Here is a 22,907-nt window from a genome sequence, read left to right on the forward strand (position 1 = left end):
TGTCGTACGTAACCCACGAAGCGGGGCAGCTCAAATATAACGAGCCGGGCCGCGGGAACCGGGCCCTGATTCACAGCTTAGTGAATCAAACCGACCCGAGAGAAATGTGGCAGGTTGCTAAATTTCGGGTCTGGCCAGCTCATCCATACGGCAAACGCCTTGCCGACGATATTGCGGTCCGGAACCATACCGACGAGATCTGCCGGGATATTCACGTCCTGCCAGTAGCGGCTGTCGTTGGAATTGTCGCGGTTGTCGCCCATCATGAAGTAGTGCCCGGCGGGGACGGTCCACTCACGATCGGGCTCGACCCGGTAACGCCCCATCTCCTTGCGGATCAGGTGCTCGACGTCACCGAGGCGCTCTTCGTATAGCTTGGCGCTGCCGAGGCTGCCCGGCTCTTCGCCGATGAGAGTCTCAGCAACCAGATCGCCGTTGATGGTCAGTCGTTTGTCACTGCTGTAACGAACCACATCGCCGGGTAAACCGATCACCCGCTTGATGTAATTGATATTCGGATCGCTTGGATAGCGAAACACCATGACGTCGCCCCGCTTGGGGTCACTGACTTCGATGATCTTGGTGTCTACGACGGGAAGGCGGATGCCATAGGCAAACTTGTTCACCAGTATGAAGTCGCCGACTTCTAGCGTAGGGATCATCGAGCCCGAGGGAATCTGGAACGGTTCGACCAGGAACGAGCGCAGCACCAGTACGATGGCCAGTACCGGGAAGAACGACTTGCCGTATTCGATCAGCACCGGTTCCTTGCTCAACGCATCCAGCGTGGACTGATCGGGCTCACCTGCACGCCCTTGGTAATTCGCTATCGCGGCCCGACGACGCGGTGCGAAGATCACCAGGTCGAGAAGCGATAGAAAGCCGCAGACCGCTACGGCAATCACCAGCAACAGCGGGAAATTGATGGACATATCAGCTATCTACCTTAAGCACCGCTAGGAAGGCTTCTTGCGGAATCTCGACGTTGCCGACCTGTTTCATCCGCTTCTTGCCGGCCTTCTGCTTCTCGAGCAGCTTGCGCTTGCGGCTGACGTCGCCACCGTAGCACTTGGCCAGAACGTTTTTACGCAGCGCTTTCACCGTACTACGCGCGATGATCTGCCCGCCAAGGGCGGCCTGGATCGCCACGTCGAACATCTGGCGAGGGATCAACTCCTTCATCTTCTCGACCAGGATGCGCCCTTTGTACTGAGCATTGTCGCGGTGCACGATGAGGGCCAGCGCATCGACCTTGTCGCCATTGATCAGAATATCCAACCGAGTGAGATTGGCTGACTGGAAACATTCGAAGCTGTAATCCAGAGAGGCATAGCCTCGGCTCACCGACTTCAGCCGGTCAAAAAAGTCCAGTACCACCTCACTCATCGGAAGGTCATAACGGACTTGGACCTGAGAACCGAGGAATTGCAAGTCGATCTGGATACCGCGCTTCTCGACGCAAAGCGTGATTACGCTGCCCAGATGCTCCTGCGGCACCAGAATGTTGGCCCGCACGATCGGCTCGCGCATGTCTTCGATGGACGAAAGGTCGGGTAACTTGGAAGGGCTGTCGACGTAGATCACCTCGCCACTTTTCAGAGCCAGTTCGTAGACCACGGTGGGCGCGGTGGTGATCAGGTCCAGGTCGTACTCGCGTTCGAGGCGCTCCTGGATGATTTCCATGTGCAACATGCCAAGGAAACCAATACGGAAACCGAAGCCGAGGGCGTCGGAACTCTCGGGCTCATACTGAAGCGCTGCGTCGTTGAGCGTCAGCTTCTGCAAGGCCTCGCGGAAATCCTCGAAGTCATCAGAACTGACAGGGAACAGCCCTGCATACACCTGAGGCTTGACCCGCTTGAAACCGGGGAGCATCTCGACATCGGGCGTGTTCGCCAATGTCAGCGTATCGCCTACAGGCGCGCCGTGAATGTCCTTGATGCCAGCAATGATGAACCCGACTTCTCCAGCCTTTAGATCGGCCGTCGTGGTGTGCTTGGGGTTGAAAACACCAACGCTGTCGACCTGATGGACCTTGCCCGTCGACTTGACCAGGACCTTGTCGCCCTTCTTGATTCGGCCGTGGCGAACACGGACCAACGAAACCACGCCCAGGTAGTTATCGAACCAGGAGTCGATGATCAGCGCCTGCAAGGGTGCATCGATTTCACCCGTGGGTGCCGGGATGACATCCACCAGACGCTCGAGCACGTCTTCCACGCCCATGCCGCTCTTGGCACTGCAGGGCACCGCGTCGGTCGCGTCGATGCCAATGATGTGCTCAATCTCGCCCTTTACCTTTTCCGGATCGGCCTGCGGCAAGTCCATTTTGTTCAGGACGGGCATGACTTCAAGCCCCTGCTCGATCGCGGTATAGCAGTTCGCCACCGACTGCGCCTCTACGCCCTGACCGGCGTCCACTACCAGCAAGGCGCCTTCGCATGCCGCGAGGGACCGGCTGACTTCATAGGTGAAGTCGACATGGCCGGGCGTGTCGATGAAGTTCAGTTGATAGGTTTTACCGTCTCGAGCCGTGTAATACAGCGTGACGCTGTGCGCCTTGATGGTAATACCGCGCTCGCGCTCGAGATCCATGGAATCGAGAACCTGAGCATTCATCTCACGTTCGGTCAGGCCACCGCAGATCTGGATAAAACGATCGGCCAGGGTCGACTTGCCATGATCGATGTGCGCGATGATGGAAAAATTGCGGATATGACTCAGGTCACTCACAGCTCAACACTCGAATACGTCGCAAGCACATTGCCTGCCGAAAATAGCCGCCAAGTGTACCCGATAGGTCTATTCGGCGTCACGCCGCGCTGCGGCGAGATTCAAAGGGACCGATGACGCCTCGGTGACGCATGTGAAAAGCGGCCCGCAGGGCCGCTTCGCAAGGGAATGGTTACTCCGCAAGCTTGAAGGTAATGAAGCTGGCACGCCCCTGCCGCAGAACCCGCATCGACACGGAGCGATTCTTAGGTAACGCCTCGGCTACCCGACCGAAGGTGGATGCGGATTCAATGGCCTGGTTGTTCAGGTGGGTGATGACATCGCCGGGACGCAGCCCAATCATCGCTGCCGGCCCGCTCAGCACTTCAGTGATCACCACGCCACCCTGCAAATCCAGGCTGCGCTTCTGCTCGGCCGTCAACTCCGAAACCTTTACACCCAGGCGATTGCTACTTTTTTCCCCGCGGTCATTGCTGGTGACAACCTCTTCACCCTCATCGGGCAGCGTGCCAACCGACAGGTTAACGGTTTCTCGATCGCCTTCGCGCACGATGCCGAGACTAGCCTTGCTGCCCGGTTTGATGGAGCCGATGAGATGGGGCAGATCTGCGGACATGTCAATCGACTCGCCATTGACGCTGAGGATCACGTCACCTACCCGCAGCCCGCCTTTAGCAGCCGGCCCGCCATCGAGCACCTGCGCGATGAGAGCACCTGCAGGCCGGTCGAGTCCGAACGATTCAGCAAGGTCACGATTAACCTCCTGAATAACGACGCCGAGCCAGCCACGACTCACCTTACCTTCTGTACGCAACTGGTCTGAAACGTCCATTGCCACATCGATTGGAATGGCGAACGATAACCCCATGAAGCCGCCCGAGCGCGTGAATATCTGGGAGTTAATACCGATCACCTCTCCCTGGAGGTTAAATAACGGCCCGCCGGAGTTGCCAGGATTGATTGCGACGTCGGTCTGAATGAACGGCACGTAGCTTTCGCTCGGCAAGTTGCGTCCCGTAGCGCTGACAATACCGGCAGTCACGGTGTGGTCGAAACCGAACGGTGAGCCGATCGCGAGCACCCATTCACCCACCTTCAGCGCACTGGAGTCACCTAACTTAACCGTTGGCAACCCTTCGCCCTTGACCTTGATAAGCGCCACATCGGTACGCGGATCAGCACCGACCAACTCAGCTTCGAGCTCACTGCGATCAGGAAGCCTGACGATAATTTCGTCAGCGTCGGCAACGACGTGATTATTGGTCAACACGTAGCCATCAGCGGAAATGATGAAGCCAGACCCGAGCGACTGCGCCTCACGGCCTTGGCCTGGAGCACCCTGGCCAGGCGCGCGGGGAATACCGTGCTCGAAGAACTCCCGAAAGATGGGCGGCAGCCCCTCCAGTTCAGGCATTTGCGCAGCGGCGCTTCGCGTAGGGGGCTTCTGTTTGGTGCTGATGTTGACAACCGCCGGCGAAGCACTTTCTACCAACGCCGTGAAATCTGGTAGCTGAGCGTTTGCCGTCGCAGTGATACCCCACAAAAACAAAGCAGCCAGAACGGCACGGCAGCTATCGTATCGAACCTTGAGCATCATCCCCCCTTTGGAACAACCCAGCCCCAGTTGCAAGCGTCGTCCGAAGCACGACAGGCTGAATCCGCGGATCAGCGGCACCACGCCGAGCCTGTGCACGCACCAACGCGCATGCAGACAGAAAACCAACCAGGCCGGCCGTAATGACATAAGGCTCGCCGAGCGAGAAAAAGGAAGCAATAAAAGCGGCACCCATCAGCGACAGCAAGGGCACCAAGTACACAAGCACTGCGCCTCGCAACAGAACATCCTCATGGACGCCAACGATGACGAAGTCCCCAACACAGAGCTGGATGCCCGAAATTGCACGGAGCATCTTAATCTGCCGACTGCTGTCACCGAGCCTGTTCATCAGCGCCTGCCCACAACCGTTTCGGGCGGAGCAGCCGGAACAGGTACTGCTGCGATGAGTTTCTACCCAAACAGCACCTTTATCGACCGCTACAACCCGGCCCGACTCCTCGATCATTGTGCGGCTTGGTCCGAGCCCGAACGCATGGACAGCGCCACCCGCTCGGCCGTCCCGAGCGGAATCTCGCCCACGACCGTCACCATGACGTCACCACCCGCAGTCGTGATGCGCTTGGATACGGCAACGGTCGGCCCCATCTGGCTGCGTGCATCCTCGACGACTGTTCCGCTCAGCGGCTCGATAAAAACCGAAAAACGGGCCAATCCGTCACCATAGGAAAGCCAAGCCACCTTCTCATCTGATGCGGGGCTAGGCTGAACATTGGAGTCGAGCAACTGGAAGCCCGGCGGCAGCCAATCGGAGCGCCATGGGGTCGTTTCTGATTTCTCTTCTACCTGGGCGAGCGCAACTGGTTGACACGCCTGCCCGGCTTCGACGTCCTCGGGCTGAACGGGGCCAGACGAAAACTGGGTAAACTGGAAACGCTCCAGCAGCTGTCCGCCCTCGCCTAGCATCAGCGATTTCAATGGCAGCGCTGTTTCCTCATCTAGATGCAACTCGAACCCGTAGCGATGCTGATCTCGTGGTTGCACTGCAATCGCAACAGCAGACCGACCCGCCACTCGCGACTCGCCGATCATGTGAAGCTCATATGATTCGGACAACCGCGCCGGATCCAGCTGCTGACGACGCCACGGCTGGACATCCTTTACCTGCGAGGCTAACTCTTCCGTCGCACAGGCAATCTTGCCGTTTTCAAGCATGACCTCGGCTGCGGGCCCATCGAGCTGAAACAGCCGCTCGCGCACTTGGTCACCGTCGGCCAGTTGCCATACCGCGTGACTGGAGAAGCTGCCATTGCGTTCGTATACGAAGGTGCCGAGATAACTTTGCCGCTCCTCGGCCCTGATCAGACGCTGAAGCCAGGAATCAGCCCCGGCATCAGCAGCGAAGGCCGGCATTGATAGCCAGCCTCCGAGTACCACACACAGCGGTATTACACGCATGTCTTTCCTTAACGGTCTTCCATACTGGCAGCACGTGCATATGGCAACGCACCTTCGGAGCCGCTTCCGAATGCAGCCTGCTGAGCATGCTGGCGCACATAGGCCGGTAGGCGCTGCTCATGCCAACCTTCAGTGGGTGCCTGCGTCACCTCCGCCTCCGGAGCAGACGCCCCCTCGCTGTAACCAGCCAGAACCGCCGGCCCCTGGTTTGTCTGTGGAACAGCGATCGCCGGCTGCGGCGCCTGCTGCGCCATTTGAGGCCCGACAACCTCACTCTGGTTGTACAGGCGTACACCCGCAAGCACGGCGACCGTAACAGAAGCAGCAACCGCAATACGACCCAGATTACGCCAGGTGGACCGCGGCTCTTTGGCAGGCGTCAACGCTGGTTCATCCGCCAGTGCAGCCGACACCGCCGAGGCGATATCCAGCCGAGGCTCGGCCAATTCTTTGTGCATTGCAGCACGAGCAATCTGGTAGCGCGACCAGGTCGATCGCATATCCGAGTCGCCATGTGCGGCGAGAACTCGACGTAATTCCAACTCGTCCGCTTCGTTATCCATCACCGCGGACAGCGATTCATGCAGGGCTTCACGACTCATGGCGGTTCCTCTCTTGGCTATCGCCGCTGTCTCAGGATTCATGCAACAAGGGTTGCAACGATTTATCGATGGCTTCCCGCGCTCGGAATATCCGGGAGCGGACTGTACCAACTGGACACTGCATCACATTTGCAATGTCTTCATAACTAAGACCATCAAATTCACGCAGTGTTAGAGCCGTACGCAAATCTTCTGGAAGCTGTTGAATGGTTCTGTGAACCGTGTCTTCGATCTCGTCCCTAAGAAGCGAGCGCTCCGGCGACTCGATGTCCTTGAGCGCGTGGTCGCCCTCATAGAACTCCGCGTCCTCCGAACTGACATCGCTGTCCGGCGGCCGCCTCCCGCGCGCCACTAGATGATTCTTCGCCGTGTTGATGGCGATGCGATACAGCCAGGTATAAAAAGCACTGTCACCACGGAAGTTAGCCAGTGCCCGGTATGCCTTGATGAAGGCTTCTTGCGCGACATCCTGCGCTTCATGAGAGTCATGAACAAAGCGCACGATCAACCCAAGAATCTTGTGCTGGTACTTGAGAACCAACAAATCAAAAGCTCGCTTATCGCCCCGCTGTACTCGTTCGACCAGTTGCTGGTCCTGCTCCTGCGTTAGCATAAGCACTCCTCCGTGACCTGGAAGGGGTGCTGCCGCTGCCTGCGAGCTGACCTGCCAGAATAGACCCGGGCTTTACACAAAAGTTCTCCCCCTCCTAGCAAGCATTCCTGCAACACATCCGATGACAAAAACGAGCAACGCCGCGAGACGGCTCGAGGTGGACCGAGACGGCTCGAGGTGGACTTTAAATAACCCACGCCCAACCCGCGCCGCCCACTTGGTGGCCAGCCGGCTTGCATCCACAACTGTCTATAGAGAGGGTCTTGCAAGAAAAGTTCCAGACCCTCAAAGACCTAACGCAACGGCCCGCTATTTTGCGGGCATTAGGGCTCGATATACTACCCCCGCCTTCCTTATGAGTCCGAACATGAGTCGACACTATCAATACGACGTTCTGGTCATAGGCAGCGGTGCTGCTGGCCTTACCCTGGCGCTGAACCTGCCGGATCATCTGCGTATCGCAGTGCTGAGCAAGGGCGATCTATCTAACGGATCGACATACTGGGCACAGGGAGGGGTGGCAGCCGTCCTGGATACAGCTGACACCGTAGAGTCCCATGTGGCCGACACGTTGGTCGCCGGCGGCGGTCTCTGCAAAGAGCAGGCGGTTCGCTTTACAGTCGAACACAGCCGGGAAGCCATTGAATGGCTGATCGCCCAAGGCGTGCCCTTTACTCGTGACGATGCGGGCGGCGAAGACGGCGCGTTCGAATACCACCTCACTCGGGAAGGCGGACATAGCCACCGCCGTATCATCCATGCGGCAGACGCCACTGGTGCCGCGATCTTCAGCACCCTGCTGGCGCACGCCCGCGACCGAACCAACATCCACCTGCTGCATCAGCGCGTCGCGGTCGATCTCTTGACTGAGCACAAACTTGGCCGACAAGGCCGGCGCTGCTTGGGCGCATACGTGCTGGACCGGTCGACTGGCGAAGTCGACACGTTTAACGCGCGGTTTGTGGTTCTGGCGACAGGCGGTGCGGCCAAAGTATACCTCTACACCAGCAACCCGGACGGCGCTTGTGGCGACGGCATCGCCATCGCCTGGCGCGCCGGATGCAGAGTGGGCAACCTGGAGTTCAACCAGTTTCACCCGACGTGCCTGTACCATCCGCAAGCGAAAAGCTTCTTGATTACCGAGGCATTGCGTGGCGAGGGCGCCTTGCTCAAGCTGCCGAACGGCGAGCGGTTCATGCCGCGTTTCGATGAACGTGCCGAACTGGCGCCGCGAGATGTCGTTGCGCGCGCCATCGACCATGAAATGAAGCGCCTCGGCATCGATTGCGTCTACCTCGATATCAGCCATCAGCCCGCTGACTTCGTCCGAGCCCACTTCCCCACCGTATACGAGCGGTGCCTGGAGTTTGGTATCGATATCACTCGCGAGCCGATCCCGGTGGTGCCTGCTGCTCACTACACCTGCGGCGGCATCGTCGTCGACCAAGCCGGCCGAACCGATATTCCCGGCCTATACGCCATCGGCGAAACCAGCTTCACCGGACTGCACGGCGCCAACCGCATGGCGAGCAACTCATTGCTCGAGTGTTTCGTCTATGCGCAAGCGGCCGCGAAAGACATTCAGCGCCAACTTGACCAGGTGGCGATGCCGACAGACCTACCCGCGTGGGATGCCAGCCTCGTCACCGACTCCGACGAAGACGTGATCATCGCGCACAACTGGGATGAGCTGAGGCGCTTCATGTGGGATTACGTCGGAATCGTGCGTACCACCAAACGCTTGATGCGCGCTCAGCATAGAGTGCACCTACTGCTTGCCGAAATTGACGAGTTCTACAGCAACTACAAGGTGAGCCGCGATCTGATCGAACTGCGTAACCTTGCGCTGGTAGCAGAACTGATGATCCGCTCGGCTATGGAGCGCCGCGAGAGCCGGGGCCTGCACTACACGCTGGATTATCCCTCGCAGCTTTCTGAAGCCCGGGACACTATTCTGGTGCCACCCACCTTCGCCGGCTGAATTTCAGCCGAAGCCGAAGGCGCCGGTGCTGTTCCGGCGCCAAGGCATCTCGCGGTATGAGCAACCCACGGGCGAATCGCTCACCTGGCAACCGAAAGCGCAGCACCACAGCCAGAGGAAGCGCGATGCTATCGGGGCGTAGCTGGATGGGTTGCCAGCCGGCACGCCGGCTCCACAGAGCCCAACCGGCATGATCGTGCCGTAAACCGACCCATGCCGCGTCGTGCTTCAGCAGGATGTGAGTCGGGAGAACGCAATAGGCATGCAGCAGGCAGAAGACCCAACCAGCTGCCGCGACCCAAAACGGCATCGGGAGTAGAAAGAGGCCGCACGTTACCATTCCCTGCACGGCCAAATACGCGACGAGTACCGACCGTGAGGGGTGCCAATGACACTCGAAGGGGGCTTCAGTTGGGCTGGACACGATCCAGAATCATGCGAACGATCAGGCGCAAATCTTCATCTTCTGGCTCGGCGCGCTCCATGAACCATCCAAACATATCCTGATCTTCGCAGCTCAGCAGTTTGCGATAGCGCGCCTGATCCTGCTCCCCCAAATGCGGATAAACCTCTTGCACGAAGGGGACCAATAATACGTCGAGCTCGAGCATACCTCGGCGACTGTGCCAGAACAGACGGTTGAGTTCGGTTTGATCGACCATGCACAAGCTCCTGAGTTGAAGCGCGGCATTATAGCGGCTGCCGCCACGGCTCGGCAGATGAAAGGCGACGCGTTCTGTCATCTGGCGCACGCCGTGTTCAGCCGTCGGCCTGCTATGATGCCCGTCCGGATTTTAACGGCGCGACCAGTCATGACCGACACTGCTTTTTTCTGCGCGTTGTCGCACGAAGGCGTCCTGGCCGTACGCGGCCCGGACGCCAACACGTTTTTGCAGGGCCAACTGACCTGCAACCTCAACTATCTCGATGCCAACCACTCCAGCCTTGGCGCACGCTGCACGCCTAAAGGTCGCATGCAGTCGAGCTTTCGTATCCTGCCGCAGGCCGATGGTTACCTTCTGGCCATGGACGCGGGGTTGCTGCAAGCGCAACTGACAGATTTGTCGCGCTATGCCGTGTTCTCTAAATCTAAGCTGACGGACGATAGCGAAGCATGGGCCCGCTTTGGCCTAGTCGGCGGCGATGGCGCGCTCGAAAGCCTGGGTCTGGAACTGCCTCAGGGTGTCGGAAGCGTGACCAGCGGCCATGGGCTGTCAGCGATTCGCCTTGACGGCGTCCGTATAGAGCTGTGGAGCGCTAAATCTGAAGCCGGAACCGTTCGAGCAACGCTTGCCGCACAGCTCACGGAGGCACCTCTCGAAAAATGGCTTCTGGCCCAGATCCGCGCGGGTGTTGGCCAGGTCATGAGCGACACCAGCGAGCTGTTCATTCCCCAGATGATCAACCTACAGGCTCTCGGCGGCGTCAGCTTCAAGAAAGGCTGCTACACCGGGCAGGAGATCGTCGCGCGCATGCAATACCTCGGCAAGCTCAAGCGCCGCATGTATCGCCTAGCAGCAGACACCACCGCACTACCGGCACCAGGCACGGCGCTCTTTTCACCCGTGCACGGATCGAGCGTTGGAGAGGTCGTGCTCGCGGCCGCCGCAGAACAGGGTATCGAGCTGCTCGCAGTGGTCCAGCAGGAGGCTATCGATGATGGCCGAATCCACTTCGGCTCACCTGAAGGCCCGACGCTCAAACGGCTCGACCTGCCCTACTCCCTGGACGCGGACAAAGAGATCCAGCGCTAGATAACGACTTGCCAACACTGCACTTCATTAAGGAACAACATGAGTACCCTTGCCGATAAAGTTCAGCAGGAGCTGATGCAAGCGATCGAAAACGACCAGCTTGTCCTGCCCACCCTTCCAGAAGTTGCGCTGCGCGTCCGCGAGGCCGCCGAAAACCCGGACGTGAGCATCCCAACCCTGGCCAAGGTCATCGGCAACGACACCGCGCTAACAGCCCGGATCATCAAGGTGGTCAATAGCCCTTTATTGCGCACCAATCGTGAAATCAATGATCTGCAAATGGCGATCAGCCGCCTCGGTATCAACTACACGTCGAACTTGGCGACAGGGCTGGCCATGGAGCAGATGTTCCAGGCGACGACTGACGTAGTCGACCGGAAGATGCGCGAAGTTTGGAACAAGAGCACCGAAATCGCGGCGATTAGCCATGTGCTCTGCCGCAACTTCACACGCTTGCCTGCTGATCAGGCCACCCTGGCGGGCCTCGTCCACCAGATCGGGATATTGCCGATCCTGACTTATGCCGAAGAACACAGCGCCCTGCTCAGCGATTCGATCAGCCTCAACCATGTGATCGATCGCATCCACCCGATCCTGGGGGAGAAGATTCTGCGCACGTGGGAGTTCCCGGAAGCAATCGCCGTCGTTCCAGGTCAGCACCTGAGCTTCACCCGCGCGTCCGAAAAGGTCGACTATGTCGACATCGTTCAAGTCGCCACGCTACAAAGCTACATCGGTAGCTCGCACCCCTTCACTCAGCTCGACTGGAACGAAATCCCTGCCTTCGACAGGCTGGGGCTAGACCCGAACTCTTTACTGCAGGAAGACGAGGATCTGTCCGCAGCGATGGATGCCGCCATGAGCATGTTGCAGTAGCCCACCCACCTCCTTCGACCGCTCGCCGGAGTACTGGAACCGCCCCAACGCAGTCCAGTCACAAATTAGACGGCGTACTTGCCGCAACCGCTCGTGCCGCCTCCTGGGTCGGCACGGGCAGGCCAGGTAATCGAAGGAGAACGAACATGATGCGAGCGAACAAGACTCTATGGTCCGGCACTGCGGCCCTTCTATTTGGCGTAGCCGCGAATTTCGCCCTTGCCGCTGACGGTGAAAACTTCGTCGACGAGGCCTCGGCGAAGGGCATAGCGGAAATCGAAACCGCACGTATGGCGCTGGATAAGGGTACGGCGCAAGACGTGAAAACCTTTGCCCAGAAGATGATCGACGACCACACCAAGTCAAACCAGAAGCTGGCCGAATTGGCTGGGCAACATGAAGACCTGGAGATTTCCGACGAAGCCACGCTAATGGACAAGGCCAAGGCCATGATCCTCAAGCTGCGCGACGGTGAGAACTTCGATCAGGCTTATGCCAATAACCAGGTCATGGCCCACGAGCAAACCATCGAACTCTACCGTGAGTATGTCGAGGACGGTGAGAATGCCCAACTCAAGGCATTCGCGCAGTCGACGCTGCCAGAACTCGAACAGCACCTGAAACATGCCAAGGAACTGGCTGGCAAGCACGGCAGCAAGCAGTAATTTCTCTCCGGCGCCGGGCATACCGGCGCCTCGTCACAGCGTTTCCGGCAACCGCCAGTCGATGGGGTCGACCCCGTGCTGCGTCAGGAACTGATTGGCGCGGCTGAAATGACCGTTACCAATGAATCCACGATGCGCCGATAACGGCGACGGGTGAACCGACTTAAGCATCAAGTGCTTGGTCGCGTCGATGAGCTTCGCCTTACCCTGAGCATGCGCCCCCCAGAGCATGAACACCACGTTCGGACGCGTCTCGCTGACGACCTCGATAATCCGGTCCGTCAATCGCTGCCAGCCCACCTTTGCATGCGACCCCGCGATGCCCCGCTCCACCGTGAGCGATGTGTTGAGTAACAGCACGCCCTGGTCCGCCCAGTGCTGCAGGTAGCCATGGTTGGGTACTGGCAAGTTCAGGTCGCGCTTGAGCTCCTTGAAGATGTTTTGAAGCGATGGCGGCGCAGGCACGCCTGGTTGCACCGAGAAACACAACCCGTGTGCCTGCCCCGGCCCGTGATAAGGATCCTGACCGAGAATGACCACACGCACCTGGGGTAGCGGCGTCGAATCCAGTGCATGAAAGATCAAGGGACCAGGCGGATAGATGGTTTTCCCCGCCGCCTTTTCTTGCCGCAGGAACACGCTGAGCGCCTGCAGATAGGGCTGCGCAAACTCGTCCCGGAGGGCCTCCTTCCAGGTCGATTCCAGTTTTATGCGGTCGTCATCACTCACGGCATGGCTCTCTCTGGACAGCGCTGCACCCTAAGGAATGCCCCCGCCTGAGTCAATGCAAGGCAGATCTGTCAGCTCGTTAGTGGCGCCACTGCGCTCATGTGAATTTGCTCAATCTGCGGAGCATCGCACGGCGCGGAACGACGATCCGTCTACGACTAATTGAAGGGGTGACGAATTGCCGCAACACGCGTAAAAAAAGCGACGCCAATAAAACAAATACAACAAGGATCACTGTTATGAAACGGACCACCCTACTGGCGTTGGCGCTAGGTTTTTGCCTGAGTGCTGAAGCAGCCGACCCCATTACCCTTGGTCTCAACTATCCCCGCACTGGCAGTTACAAGGAGGAAGGCCTAGCGCAGATGCGAGGCGCCCTGCTGGCTATCGACGAAATCAATGCCAAGGGTGGCGTGCTCGGCCGACCGCTACGCCTGTCCAGCCGCAACTCCGCGTCCCGCCCCGAGAAAGCCGTTGCCAACGTCGACAAGCTGGCCGATGAGGGTGCCGTCATGCTCTTCGGCGGTGCGTCCAGTGCCGTAGCCATTGCCGCCGGCAAGCGCGCAAAGGAGCGTGGCCTCCTCTACTTCGGTACGCTCACCTACTCGAACGACACCACCGGCAAGGACGGCCATAGGTACATGTTCAGGGAATGCAACAACGCCTGGATGAGTGCCAAGGTCCTGGGCGAATACCTGAACCAGAACCTGCCGAATAAACGCTACTTCTACATTACGTCCGACTACACCTGGGGCCACACCAGCGAAAGCTCACTTCGCCAGGCCACCGGCACCCAAGACGGTACGCTCCATCCAGGCTTGAAAACGGCTTTTCCCGGGGCGCGCCTATCCGATTACCGTGACGCCTTGACCCGAGCGGCCGCGAGCGAAGCAGAGGTGCTGGTGCTCGTGCTGTTTGGTGAAGACCTTGTTCGTGCGATGCGCATCGCTGATGAAATGGGCCTCAACAAACGCATGCAAGTCGCCGTGCCGAACCTGACGCAAAGCATGGTCGAGACCGCGGGACCCGACATCATGCGCGGCGTGCTGGGAACCGAGCCCTGGACCTGGCGCGTGCCAGAGATGGAGGGTTCTGCCGCTGGGCAACAGTTTGTCGCTAACTATGATGAGCGCTATCAGACCCATCCGTCCAGTTCGGCCGCTTCGGCCTACAGCATCGTCTACCAATGGGCAGACGCCGCGACTCGGGCCCGCAGCCTCGACAGCGAAAAGATCATCGCCGCGCTGGAGGGCCATCGCTACCGCCTGCTGAAGGACGAACAGCAATGGCGCGCGTTCGACCATCAGAATGTGCAAACCATCTACGCAGTTCGCGTCAAGGAGCGAGCTGAAGTGCTCAAGGACCGCTTCAAGCAGGACTACTTCGAGATCGTCCATCGCCTCAGCGCCGAACAAGCCGCCCCTACCCAGGCGCAGTGGCAGCTAGAGCGCACTGCGAGCGGTCAAAAGCTGGCCCTCCAATAACAAGCGAGACGCCGAGCGAACGACTGCCCATATGCCCAGGCCAACGCCTACCGGTGTGCTTCGAAGCGCCTGCCTACTGTGGCCTGGCGAGCCCTAACTCAAGGCAACCGTTTGTCGGTACACCGGCGTCTCGCAGTGCAACCTGCGGCGCCGTCGGGGATTCTGATGCCCTGTGTTCCGCATGCATCGCCTGTTCAGGAGGCCCCTCATGAGCACTACCGCAGTCGAGCCGTACAAACCCGGCGTCTTCGATCTGACCCATAAACTCACCGTGGAAAAGCACGGGCACACTGCGCTCATCACCATCAACCAACCACCTGCAAACACATGGGATCGGGAGTCGCTGATCGGTCTCAAGCTGCTCATTGAACACCTGAACCACGACGACGATGTCTATTCGCTAGTGATCACCGGCCAGGGCGACCGATTCTTCAGCGCCGGGGCCGACCTCAAGCTCTTCGCCGATGGCGACCGCAACCGCGCACGGGAGATGGCCCGCCGCTTCGGAGAGGCGTTCGAGTCGCTTCGCGCATTCCGCGGCGTTTCGATCGCTGCCATCAATGGCTACGCATTGGGCGGCGGGCTCGAGTGCGCGCTGGCTTGCGACATTCGCATCGCCGAGCAGCACGCCCAACTGGGCTTGCCTGAAGCCTCGGTCGGGCTGCTGCCTTGTGCCGGCGGGACCCAAGCCCTGGCCTGGCTGGTCGGCGAAGGCTGGGCCAAGCGCATGATTCTCTGCGGCGAGCGGCTGACGGCGGATACCGCATTACGGATCGGGCTAATCGAGCAAGTCGTGGAGCCAGGCGAGGCGCGCGGGCATGCTTTGCTCATGGCATCACGCGTGGCGCGGCAGAGTCCGGTCGCCGTCCGGGCCATCAAACCGCTGATCGACTCGATGAAGACGCGAGGGCCCGCCGCGCTGGCCGCAGATGAGCGCGAGGCTTTCGTCGACCTTTTCGAAGCCGAAGACACCCGCGAAGGCGTCAACGCCTTTCTGGAGAAACGCGAGCCCCGATGGCGCAACCGCTAGGCGCCGGTTGCGCTAGCACCTATCGCCGATAGGCACGGCTTTCATAGCCGCGCTGCTGCAAGGCGCGATAGTCCCGCACCGGGGGGCGGTCGTGGCGCCGGTCATCATGTCGGTGCCAACGGGGTGGCCGCTCAAACCGACCGTGCCGTTCCTGCTTCCAGCCCTGATAACGGCCCCGGTCCCAATCGCGCCCGGCATTGCCACGGTGGCGATCGTAATACTGCGGGGGTAACTGGCCCTGCATGCGCGGCGGTAGATTCTGCCGGTACTGGGGAAAGTTGGAATAAGGGCTGCGAGGATCGTAAATCCGGGGCCCGGACTGTACCCGATAGCTGCCGCCGTCCGGCTGATAAACCCAGACGCCACCGCGCGAATCGGCGGATACCTGAAAAGCCAGCCCAAGGCTGACCACAGCCAGCACCATTCGAATGGACATCGAACACCTCCCATGGCCTGTCGCAGCGGGCGAAGACCTCCAACTATCAGACCACAACCAGGAGCGCCCCTTGCAGGTCGGGGACGGCCGGTTCATTTCCACATATGTCCGCCGCCGGCAGCCTCAGCTTGTATGGCCGCCAGCGGTTCCTGATAATAGCGGGCTTTTAGCCTAGGGCTCGGACCGAGCGCCACAGGAATTCCCTTTGATGACCGAATTTGCCCTGATCATGGTTAGCGCCATTCTGGTCAACAATTTCGTGCTCGTGCAGTTTCTCGGGCTGTGCCCGTTCATGGGCGTTTCCAAGAAGATCGAAACGGCCATAGGCCTCTCACTCGCCACCACCTTCGTACTGACGCTCGCAGCGATGTGCAGCTACCTGGTGCAACGCTACGTTCTGCAGCCTCTGGATCTCGAATTCCTGCGCACCATCAGCTTCATCCTCGTGATCGCTGTGGTGGTCCAGTTCACCGAAATGGTGGTGAACAAGACCAGCCCGCTGCTCTATCGCGTGCTCGGCATTTTCCTGCCCCTGATTACGACCAATTGCATCGTACTGGGCGTCGCGTTGCTGAATGCCAATAAAGGTGAGTTCACCTTCCTGACCGCAACGGTCAATGGCTTCGCCGCCGGGCTCGGCTTTTCCCTGGTGCTCGTGCTGTTCGCAGCCATGCGCGAGCGCATCGCGATCGCAGACGTGCCGCGCTCATTTCAGGGCGCAGCGATCGGCATGATCACAGCCGGCCTGATGTCCCTGGCGTTCATGGGCTTTTCCGGGCTGATCAAGCTATGAGCACGGTGTTAATCGCTGTGCTTGCGCTGCTGGCGCTGTGCCTGGTGTGCGGCGCGATCCTCGGTTTTGCAGCGGTGCGTTTTCGCGTCGAGGGCGATCCTATCGCCGAGCAGATCAACGCATTGCTGCCGCAGACGCAATGCGGCCAATGCGGCTATCCAGGGTGCAAGCCATACGCCGAAGCCATCGCCGGCGGTGACAAGATCAACAAGTGCCCGCCGGGCGGCGAAGCCACGATTCAGGCCCTGGCGGATCTACTCGATGTGGAACCGGAACCGCTCGATGCGGCAGAGGGCGAACTGCCGCCCCGCGTCGCCTATATTCGCGAAGCCGAATGCATCGGCTGCACCAAGTGCATCCAGGCCTGCCCGGTCGACGCCATCGTCGGCGCAGCCAAGCAGATGCATACGGTGATCGTCTCCGAGTGCACGGGTTGCGATCTTTGTGTCGAGCCCTGCCCGGTCGACTGTATCGACATGATCGAACTGGGCACGCCGCTGCAAGGCTGGAAATGGGAGCATCCGCTGGCGCCGGGGCGCCTGATCGCAAGCGACCGGGGGCAGGCCGCATGACCGCAGTGACGCTCTGGGACATTCACGGCGGCATTCATCCGCCTGAGCGCAAAGCGCTGTCAAATCGGTCACCGATCCAGCGGCTACCCCTGCCGGCACGGCTCGTCGTGCCACTCGCCCAGCACCTGGGCAGCACGGCCGAGCCCTGTGTGAGCGAGGGCGACCGCGTCCTGAAAGGGCAGAAGATTGCCGAAGCGAGCGGTTACGTCAGCGCAGCGGTGCACGCGCCCACATCCGGTATCGTCAGTTTCATCGGTCCGCAGCCATATCCACACGTGTCCGGCATGCTGCACGAGGCCATCGTCATCGACAGCGATGGCGAGGATGAGTGGGCTGAGCCGCACCCTACGCCCGACTACCGCCAGCTTGCAGCGTCCGAGCTGCTCGACCTGATCCGTGAAGCCGGCATCAGCGGGCTCGGCGGTGCGGGCTTCCCGACGGCGGTGAAGCTGGGCGGGGCGACGAACCAACCCATCCGCACACTGCTCATCAATGGCGCTGAGTGCGAACCATACATCACCTCCGACGACCTGCTGATGCGCGAAATGGCCCATGAGTTGGTGGTCGGGATCGACATCCTTGTCCACCTCATCCAGCCGGAACAGGTGCTGATCGGCATCGAGGACAACAAGCCCGAGGCTATCGGCGCGGTACGCGAGGCGCTGGGCGAGCGCTCGTATGGCCTCACGGTCATGCCGACCAAATACCCCTCCGGCGGCGAAAAGCAGCTGATCCAGATCCTTACTGGCGAGGAAGTACCGAGCGGTGGATTACCCGTCGACATCGGCATCCTCTGCCAAAACGTGGGTACATGCGTCGCCATCCATGATGCGGTTCTGCTCGGCAAGCCGCTGATCTCGCGTGTAACGACCTTGACCGGCGAGGCGCTGGCACGCCCGATGAACGTCCTGGCGTTGATCGGTACGCCCGTCGCCGACCTGCTGGCGTTCGCTGGCCTGGACCGCGCGAAACTCAACCGCCTGATCATGGGCGGCCCGATGATGGGCTTTACGCTGCCGTCGCTGGACGTGCCGCTGGTCAAGACCACCAACTGCCTGCTCGCCTGCACGCTCGCAGAGTTGCCGCCTCCCCCGCCTGCGCTGCCGTGCATCCGCTGCGGAGAATGCGCCGAGGCCTGCCCGGCCAATCTGCTGCCCCAGCAACTGCATTTCTTCGCCTTGGGCCAGGAGCACGACCAGCTCAAGGCCTACAACTTGTTCGACTGTATCGAATGCGGCGCCTGCGCCTACGTCTGCCCGTCGAGCATTCCACTCGTCCAGTACTACCGCGCGGCGAAAGGCGAAATTCGGACGCTCGAGCAGAAGCAGCACAAGGCCGAACACTCCCGCCAGCGGTTCGAACTGCGCCAGGAGCGTCTGCGTCGTGCTGAAGAGCAGAAGGAAGCCGACCGCAAAGCACGCGCTGAGCGGGCCGCACGCGCCAAGGCCGCACAGGCCGAAACCAGCGCTGTGCCCAGCCAGGACGATCCGGCGCGCCCAGCCCCGAATCCGGGGCTAACGGAGCAGCAGAAGAAGTTCAAGATCGAAGCCAGCATGGCTCAGGTCGCGCTGAAGAAAGCGGAAAAGCAGCTGGCAGCGCACGCCACACCCGAACTCGAAAGCCAAGTCGCGGCGCTGCGCGAAGTGGCCGCCAAGGCGCAAGCCGCGTTGGAGCGCGCAACGGCTGCCGATGCACAACCCGCCGCTCCGGCTCCGGCGCGCGACGAGGCTCAGAAAAAAGCCAAGATCGAGGCCGCCATGCTGCGTGCCCAGCTTCGCAAGCTGGAAAAGCTGGACGCACCAGACGCCGACCAAAATGCTGAACGGGTCCGCCTGCAGGCGCAGCTGGCCGCTACCGAAGCCCTCTACACCGAAGCGGCACCAGGCGCCGACAAACCCGCCGCCACTCCCGGCACCGAAGCACTGAAAAAAGCCAAGATCGAGCTGGCAATGAAGCGCGCCGAGCTAAAGAAAGCGGAGAAAGCAGGCGCCGACGAAGCTCAGCTGACCGGGTTGCGCGCGGCCCTTTCGGCCGCGGAGCAGGCCTTGCACGAGGCCGAGGATCAGTCTGGAAAACCCGCCCCCGAATTGGTACGCACCGAGAAACGCCCGGTGGACGAGCAGACCCGCGCCTTGAAGACCGAGCTTGCTTTTGCCCGCGCCGACCTGCGAAAGCTCGAGCGCAACGCTAGATGCGAAATCGATGCCTTGGAATCCGCCCGGGCCCGGCTCGATGAAGCCGAACGCAAGCTTCAGGAACACACCCAATCGTAAGACGCAGCGTCGCTGACGCTGTCACCGCAGGCGCCGCAATTGTTAAAAGCGCCCATCGAGGACTAACGGAGAGCCAATGGCCCTGCCCCGCATCACCTCACCGCATACCACAGGCAGCAACCGCACCCAGCGGGTCATGTTGCTGGTGCTGGCCGCTACGCTACCGGGCGTCGTCGCGCTGACGTGGATCTACGGTGCCGGCACGCTGATCAACCTGCTCTGGGCCGGCGCAGCCGCCTTGGCCTGTGAAGCTGGCGTCCTCAAGCTGCGCCAGCGGCCAGTCGGTTTCTTCCTGCGTGATGGCAGCGCACTGGTTACGGCCGTGCTCCTCGCGCTGGCCCTCCCGCCCTATTCGCCCTGGTGGCTGACGCTGATCGCCACCGCCTCGGCCATCCTGATGGGCAAGCAACTCTACGGCGGGCTCGGGCAGAACCCGTTCAACCCGGCCATGATCGGCTACGTCGTGGTGCTGGTGTCCTTCCCGGTGGAGATGACGACCTGGCCCATTCCGCACGCTGTCGGGCTGGGTGCCGGCCTGCAACATATCCTTGGCATTGCCTCGCTCCCCGATGGCTGGACGCAGGCCACGGCGCTCGACACGCTCAAGATCAACAACAGCCTGACCATTGATGAGCTCTGGGCCAACCCGGCGTTCGGCCATTTTGGTGGCATCGGCTCGGAAGTGGTCAATCTCGCGTTTCTCGCCGGCGGGCTTTTCCTGCTGCATAAGCGCCTATTCACCTGGCATGCCCCGGTCGGCATGCTTGCCGCGCTGGCATTGATGAGCCTGGTGTTCTGGAACGGCTCGGGCTCGGACAGCCATGGTTCACCCCTCTTTCACCTGCTCAGCGGCGCCACCATGTTCGGCGCCTTCTTCATCGTTACCGATCCGGTCAGTGGCGCCACCAGCCCTCGCGGCCGGCTGATCTTCGGTGCCAGTGTCGGCATTCTGGTCTACGTCATCCGTGCGTGGGGCGGTTATCCCGACGGCGTGGCCTTCGCCGTGCTGCTGATGAACCTGTCCGCACCGACCATCGACTACTACACCCGCCCGCGCACCTACGGCCATCGAAAGGCCGAGCGCGGCTTCAAGCTGGGCGAATGACATGATCCTTCCGGAAATCAGCCGCTCGATGTTCAAGAACAGCCTGGTGCTCGGCCTGTTCGCCATCGTCACTGTCGGCAGCGTTACCTTGCTGCAGCAATTCACCGCCGAGCGCATCCAGGCGTCCGAACGTACGGCGCAACTGCGCGCGCTCAACGAGGTATTGCCGCCCGCAAGCTACGACAGCCCGCTGCTGGACCACACCATCAATGTGCACGACCCACTGCTGGGCACCCGCCAACCGCTGCCAGCCTATATCGCTATGAAGGATGGCCAGCCGAGCGCCGTGATCCTCCAGGCCATCGCGCCGGACGGCTACAGCGGCGCCATCCAGTTGCTGGTGGGGATTCGCGCCGATGGGCGTATCACGGGTGTACGTGTTCTTTCACACCGGGAAACCCCAGGGCTGGGCGACAAGATCGAGCTGGCCAAGAGCAGCTGGATTCGCAGCTTCGAGAATCGCTCGTTGAACGATCCGGACGAAGCGGGTTGGGCAGTCAAGAAGGACCGGGGCGCTTTCGACCAGTTCGCCGGCGCCACCATCACCCCGCGCGCGGTGGTCGGCGCCGTGCATCGCGCGCTGCAGTATTTCGAAGCCAACAAGCAGGCCCTGCTCCACGCACCGACTCGCCCCATCTCGGCAGATGAAGCGCTTCGGGATGAGGCCCAGCCCGCCGAAGTCACCACCCACAGCCACGCCGGAGAGGCGGCCACACGGAGCGACGGCTTGCCTGGTATGCCGCGCGCTGAAGGAGACGCCACCCAATGAGCAGCCCAAGTTTCCGCGAGTTGAGCGTCAACGGCCTCTGGAAGAACAACCCAGCGCTGGTTCAGTTGCTCGGGCTATGCCCGCTGCTCGGCGTCAGCAACTCGGCCGTTAATGCCCTTGGCCTAGGGCTGGCGACGGCCATGGTGCTGCTCTGCTCGAATGTCGCTGTCTCGCTGGTTCGGGGCGTGGTAAATACCGCCGTGCGTTTGCCGGCGTTCGTCATGATCATCGCCGCGCTCACCACCTGCATCGAACTGCTGATGCAGGCCTATACCTACGAGCTTTACCAGATCCTCGGGATCTTCATCCCGCTGATCACCACGAACTGCGTGATTCTTGGCCGCGCCGATGGCTTCGCCGCCAAGCACAACCCGCTCGTTGCCGGCTTCGATGGCTTGATGATGGGCCTGGGCTTCGCCCTCGTCCTGCTGATCCTGGGCGGCGCTCGCGAGCTGATTGGCACCGGCGCGCTGTTCGCCAATATGCAGTTGCTATTCGGTTCGGTTGCAGCCGACTGGCAGGTTACGCTGGTCAGCGATTACAAGGGTTTCCTGCTGGCCATCCTGCCGCCGGGCGCTTTTATCGTGCTCGGCCTGCTGATCGCCCTGAAAAACCGCATCGACGAACACCTCGCCGAGCGGGCCAAGGCCAACCGGCCGGAAGCGCCGGCGCAGAGTCGCCGTGTGCGGGTCACCGGAGTGATCGAGTGACGCCGCTCAGCCACGCACGTCACCGCCGCGCCCTTCATCTGGAGCAACGTCGATGAACGCCGAGAAACGCCGGGAGATCTTCCGCCGCTTTCACGAAGACAACCCTGAGCCCAAGACGGAGCTGGCCTACAGCACGCCCTTCGAACTGCTGATCGCCGTCATCCTCTCCGCCCAGGCGACTGACGTCGGAGTCAACAAAGCGACTGCCAAGCTCTACCCCGTCGCCAATACGCCCGAAGCCATTTACGCGCTCGGCTACGACGGGCTGTGCAGCTACATCAAGACCATTGGCCTGTACCCCAGCAAGGCGAAGAACGTGCTGGAGACCTGCCGCATCCTGGTCGAGCGTCACGGCAGCCAGGTCCCGGACAACCGCGAGGCGCTCGAAGCGTTGCCCGGCGTCGGTCGCAAGACTGCCAATGTCGTGCTCAATACGGCGTTCCGCCAATTCACCATGGCTGTCGACACCCATATCTTTCGGGTCGCCAACCGCACCAACATCGCGCCAGGCAAGAACGTGCTGGACGTCGAGCGCAAGTTGGTCAAGTTCGTGCCGAAGGAGTATCTGCTCGACGCTCACCACTGGCTGATCCTGCACGGGCGGTACGTCTGCAAGGCCCGCAAACCGCAGTGTGGAAGCTGCCGGATCGAGGACCTGTGCGAATACAAGCACAAGACCTCCGATGATTGACTTGCCACTGGAGATCGCTATCGCACGATTGAAAAAATCTTTTTTACGGCCCGAATTTTTGCCGCTATAAGGTGCGCC

24 protein-coding genes are annotated in these 22,907 nt (G+C 60.7%); 13 read left to right on the top strand and 11 right to left on the bottom strand.

Features of this window, described 5'->3' with window-relative positions:
- Positions 1–77: 77 nt before the first annotated feature.
- The 7 genes from lepB to rpoE form a co-directional block, all read right to left on the bottom strand.
- Positions 78–932, bottom strand: a complete 855-nt coding sequence (gene lepB, locus M1D78_RS15760; RefSeq protein WP_437420931.1) for a signal peptidase I — start codon at positions 930–932, stop codon at positions 78–80.
- Position 933: 1 nt separating this feature from the next.
- The gene (gene lepA, locus M1D78_RS15765) at positions 934–2,733 is read right to left on the bottom strand and encodes a translation elongation factor 4 (RefSeq protein WP_437420932.1); all 1,800 of its coding nucleotides are present in this window, start codon (positions 2,731–2,733) and stop codon (positions 934–936) included.
- Between the two features lie 172 nt (positions 2,734–2,905).
- Positions 2,906–4,327: a DegQ family serine endoprotease gene (locus M1D78_RS15770; RefSeq protein WP_437420933.1), complete on the bottom strand. Its 1,422-nt coding sequence runs from the start codon at positions 4,325–4,327 to the stop codon at positions 2,906–2,908.
- Positions 4,305–4,796: a SoxR reducing system RseC family protein gene (locus M1D78_RS15775; protein ID WP_437420934.1), complete on the bottom strand. Its 492-nt coding sequence runs from the start codon at positions 4,794–4,796 to the stop codon at positions 4,305–4,307. The genes M1D78_RS15770 and M1D78_RS15775 overlap by 23 nt, the downstream gene beginning before the upstream one ends.
- Complete coding sequence (locus M1D78_RS15780; protein WP_437420935.1) at positions 4,793–5,746, bottom strand: MucB/RseB C-terminal domain-containing protein; 954 nt, start codon at positions 5,744–5,746, stop codon at positions 4,793–4,795. Before M1D78_RS15780 ends, M1D78_RS15775 begins: the two co-directional genes overlap by 4 nt.
- Before the next feature lie 8 nt (positions 5,747–5,754).
- A complete protein-coding gene (locus tag M1D78_RS15785; RefSeq protein WP_437420936.1) occupies positions 5,755–6,348 on the bottom strand; it encodes a sigma-E factor negative regulatory protein in 594 nt (197 codons plus the stop codon).
- 31 nt (positions 6,349–6,379) lie between these two features.
- On the bottom strand, positions 6,380–6,961 hold the full coding sequence (rpoE, locus tag M1D78_RS15790) for an RNA polymerase sigma factor RpoE (RefSeq protein ID WP_437420937.1): 582 nt from the start codon (positions 6,959–6,961) through the stop codon (positions 6,380–6,382).
- Positions 6,962–7,328: 367 nt separating this feature from the next.
- Here rpoE and nadB point away from each other — a divergent pair, with 367 nt between their 5' ends.
- Positions 7,329–8,942 (top strand): L-aspartate oxidase, encoded by a 1,614-nt coding sequence (gene nadB, locus M1D78_RS15795; protein ID WP_437420938.1) that lies wholly within the window; start codon positions 7,329–7,331, stop codon positions 8,940–8,942.
- Here nadB and M1D78_RS15800 read toward each other — a convergent pair.
- Both M1D78_RS15800 and M1D78_RS15805 read right to left on the bottom strand, forming a co-directional pair.
- Entirely contained in the window at positions 8,911–9,366 is a 456-nt protein-coding gene (locus M1D78_RS15800; RefSeq protein WP_437420939.1) for a protein YgfX, read from the bottom strand. The genes nadB and M1D78_RS15800 overlap by 32 nt on opposite strands.
- Positions 9,350–9,604 carry an FAD assembly factor SdhE gene (locus M1D78_RS15805; RefSeq protein ID WP_437421331.1) on the bottom strand — a complete coding sequence of 85 codons (255 nt, stop codon included), beginning with the start codon at positions 9,602–9,604 and terminating at the stop codon, positions 9,350–9,352. Before M1D78_RS15805 ends, M1D78_RS15800 begins: the two co-directional genes overlap by 17 nt.
- 150 nt (positions 9,605–9,754) lie before the next feature.
- Between M1D78_RS15805 and ygfZ the strand changes: the two genes are divergently transcribed.
- From ygfZ to M1D78_RS15820, 3 genes are all read left to right on the top strand, one after another.
- Positions 9,755–10,696 (top strand): CAF17-like 4Fe-4S cluster assembly/insertion protein YgfZ, encoded by a 942-nt coding sequence (gene ygfZ, locus M1D78_RS15810; protein ID WP_437420940.1) that lies wholly within the window; start codon positions 9,755–9,757, stop codon positions 10,694–10,696.
- 39 nt (positions 10,697–10,735) lie between these two features.
- Complete coding sequence (locus M1D78_RS15815; RefSeq protein WP_437420941.1) at positions 10,736–11,572, top strand: HDOD domain-containing protein; 837 nt, start codon at positions 10,736–10,738, stop codon at positions 11,570–11,572.
- Between the two features lie 146 nt (positions 11,573–11,718).
- Positions 11,719–12,237, top strand: coding sequence for a DUF4142 domain-containing protein (locus M1D78_RS15820; protein WP_437420942.1), 519 nt, complete (start codon positions 11,719–11,721; stop codon positions 12,235–12,237).
- Positions 12,238–12,270: 33 nt separating this feature from the next.
- On the opposite strand, the gene ung is transcribed toward M1D78_RS15820, so the two are convergent.
- The gene (ung, locus tag M1D78_RS15825; protein ID WP_437420943.1) at positions 12,271–12,966 is read right to left on the bottom strand and encodes a uracil-DNA glycosylase; all 696 of its coding nucleotides are present in this window, start codon (positions 12,964–12,966) and stop codon (positions 12,271–12,273) included.
- Between the two features lie 239 nt (positions 12,967–13,205).
- Between ung and M1D78_RS15830 the strand changes: the two genes are divergently transcribed.
- Positions 13,206–14,450 carry an ABC transporter substrate-binding protein gene (locus M1D78_RS15830; protein ID WP_437420944.1) on the top strand — a complete coding sequence of 415 codons (1,245 nt, stop codon included), beginning with the start codon at positions 13,206–13,208 and terminating at the stop codon, positions 14,448–14,450.
- 208 nt (positions 14,451–14,658) lie between these two features.
- Entirely contained in the window at positions 14,659–15,480 is an 822-nt protein-coding gene (locus M1D78_RS15835) for an enoyl-CoA hydratase (protein WP_437420945.1), read from the top strand.
- Positions 15,481–15,499: 19 nt separating this feature from the next.
- On the opposite strand, the gene M1D78_RS15840 is transcribed toward M1D78_RS15835, so the two are convergent.
- The gene (locus tag M1D78_RS15840; protein WP_437420946.1) at positions 15,500–15,916 is read right to left on the bottom strand and encodes a hypothetical protein; all 417 of its coding nucleotides are present in this window, start codon (positions 15,914–15,916) and stop codon (positions 15,500–15,502) included.
- A 208-nt stretch (positions 15,917–16,124) separates the two neighbouring features.
- Here M1D78_RS15840 and rsxA point away from each other — a divergent pair, with 208 nt between their 5' ends.
- From rsxA to nth, 7 genes are all read left to right on the top strand, one after another.
- A complete protein-coding gene (gene rsxA / locus M1D78_RS15845) occupies positions 16,125–16,709 on the top strand; it encodes an electron transport complex subunit RsxA (RefSeq protein WP_437420947.1) in 585 nt (194 codons plus the stop codon).
- On the top strand, positions 16,706–17,281 hold the full coding sequence (gene rsxB, locus M1D78_RS15850; RefSeq protein ID WP_437420948.1) for an electron transport complex subunit RsxB: 576 nt from the start codon (positions 16,706–16,708) through the stop codon (positions 17,279–17,281). Before rsxA ends, rsxB begins: the two co-directional genes overlap by 4 nt.
- A complete protein-coding gene (gene rsxC, locus M1D78_RS15855; RefSeq protein WP_437420949.1) occupies positions 17,278–19,554 on the top strand; it encodes an electron transport complex subunit RsxC in 2,277 nt (758 codons plus the stop codon). Before rsxB ends, rsxC begins: the two co-directional genes overlap by 4 nt.
- Before the next feature lie 76 nt (positions 19,555–19,630).
- Complete coding sequence (locus M1D78_RS15860; RefSeq protein ID WP_437420950.1) at positions 19,631–20,659, top strand: RnfABCDGE type electron transport complex subunit D; 1,029 nt, start codon at positions 19,631–19,633, stop codon at positions 20,657–20,659.
- 1 nt (position 20,660) lies between these two features.
- Complete coding sequence (gene rsxG / locus M1D78_RS15865) at positions 20,661–21,428, top strand: electron transport complex subunit RsxG (RefSeq protein ID WP_437420951.1); 768 nt, start codon at positions 20,661–20,663, stop codon at positions 21,426–21,428.
- Positions 21,425–22,138, top strand: coding sequence for an electron transport complex subunit E (locus tag M1D78_RS15870; protein WP_437420952.1), 714 nt, complete (start codon positions 21,425–21,427; stop codon positions 22,136–22,138). The genes rsxG and M1D78_RS15870 overlap by 4 nt, the downstream gene beginning before the upstream one ends.
- A 52-nt stretch (positions 22,139–22,190) precedes the next feature.
- On the top strand, positions 22,191–22,829 hold the full coding sequence (nth, locus tag M1D78_RS15875) for an endonuclease III (protein WP_437420953.1): 639 nt from the start codon (positions 22,191–22,193) through the stop codon (positions 22,827–22,829).
- Positions 22,830–22,907 lie beyond the last annotated feature (78 nt).

The sequence above is a fragment of the Pseudomonas sp. SA195 genome (assembly GCF_054131565.1).

Excerpts from the sequence above, each read along its gene's own strand:
- nth (WP_437420953.1), top strand. The coding sequence starts at position 22,191 with ATGAACGCCGAGAAACGCCGGGAGATCTTCCGCCGCTTTCACGAAGAC.
- lepB (WP_437420931.1), bottom strand. The coding sequence starts at position 932 with ATGTCCATCAATTTCCCGCTGTTGCTGGTGATTGCCGTAGCGGTCTGC.
- M1D78_RS15860 (WP_437420950.1), top strand. The coding sequence starts at position 19,631 with ATGGCCCTGCCCCGCATCACCTCACCGCATACCACAGGCAGCAACCGC.
- ygfZ (WP_437420940.1), top strand. The coding sequence starts at position 9,755 with ATGACCGACACTGCTTTTTTCTGCGCGTTGTCGCACGAAGGCGTCCTG.
- M1D78_RS15770 (WP_437420933.1), bottom strand. The coding sequence starts at position 4,327 with ATGCTCAAGGTTCGATACGATAGCTGCCGTGCCGTTCTGGCTGCTTTG.
- M1D78_RS15835 (WP_437420945.1), top strand. The coding sequence starts at position 14,659 with ATGAGCACTACCGCAGTCGAGCCGTACAAACCCGGCGTCTTCGATCTG.
- rsxC (WP_437420949.1), top strand. The coding sequence starts at position 17,278 with ATGACCGCAGTGACGCTCTGGGACATTCACGGCGGCATTCATCCGCCT.
- M1D78_RS15815 (WP_437420941.1), top strand. The coding sequence starts at position 10,736 with ATGAGTACCCTTGCCGATAAAGTTCAGCAGGAGCTGATGCAAGCGATC.
- M1D78_RS15780 (WP_437420935.1), bottom strand. The coding sequence starts at position 5,746 with ATGCGTGTAATACCGCTGTGTGTGGTACTCGGAGGCTGGCTATCAATG.
- M1D78_RS15775 (WP_437420934.1), bottom strand. The coding sequence starts at position 4,796 with ATGATCGAGGAGTCGGGCCGGGTTGTAGCGGTCGATAAAGGTGCTGTT.
- M1D78_RS15820 (WP_437420942.1), top strand. The coding sequence starts at position 11,719 with ATGATGCGAGCGAACAAGACTCTATGGTCCGGCACTGCGGCCCTTCTA.
- rsxG (WP_437420951.1), top strand. The coding sequence starts at position 20,661 with ATGATCCTTCCGGAAATCAGCCGCTCGATGTTCAAGAACAGCCTGGTG.
- rsxA (WP_437420947.1), top strand. The coding sequence starts at position 16,125 with ATGACCGAATTTGCCCTGATCATGGTTAGCGCCATTCTGGTCAACAAT.
- nadB (WP_437420938.1), top strand. The coding sequence starts at position 7,329 with ATGAGTCGACACTATCAATACGACGTTCTGGTCATAGGCAGCGGTGCT.
- M1D78_RS15830 (WP_437420944.1), top strand. The coding sequence starts at position 13,206 with ATGAAACGGACCACCCTACTGGCGTTGGCGCTAGGTTTTTGCCTGAGT.
- rsxB (WP_437420948.1), top strand. The coding sequence starts at position 16,706 with ATGAGCACGGTGTTAATCGCTGTGCTTGCGCTGCTGGCGCTGTGCCTG.
- M1D78_RS15785 (WP_437420936.1), bottom strand. The coding sequence starts at position 6,348 with ATGAGTCGTGAAGCCCTGCATGAATCGCTGTCCGCGGTGATGGATAAC.
- rpoE (WP_437420937.1), bottom strand. The coding sequence starts at position 6,961 with ATGCTAACGCAGGAGCAGGACCAGCAACTGGTCGAACGAGTACAGCGG.
- M1D78_RS15870 (WP_437420952.1), top strand. The coding sequence starts at position 21,425 with ATGAGCAGCCCAAGTTTCCGCGAGTTGAGCGTCAACGGCCTCTGGAAG.
- M1D78_RS15840 (WP_437420946.1), bottom strand. The coding sequence starts at position 15,916 with ATGTCCATTCGAATGGTGCTGGCTGTGGTCAGCCTTGGGCTGGCTTTT.
- M1D78_RS15805 (WP_437421331.1), bottom strand. The coding sequence starts at position 9,604 with ATGGTCGATCAAACCGAACTCAACCGTCTGTTCTGGCACAGTCGCCGA.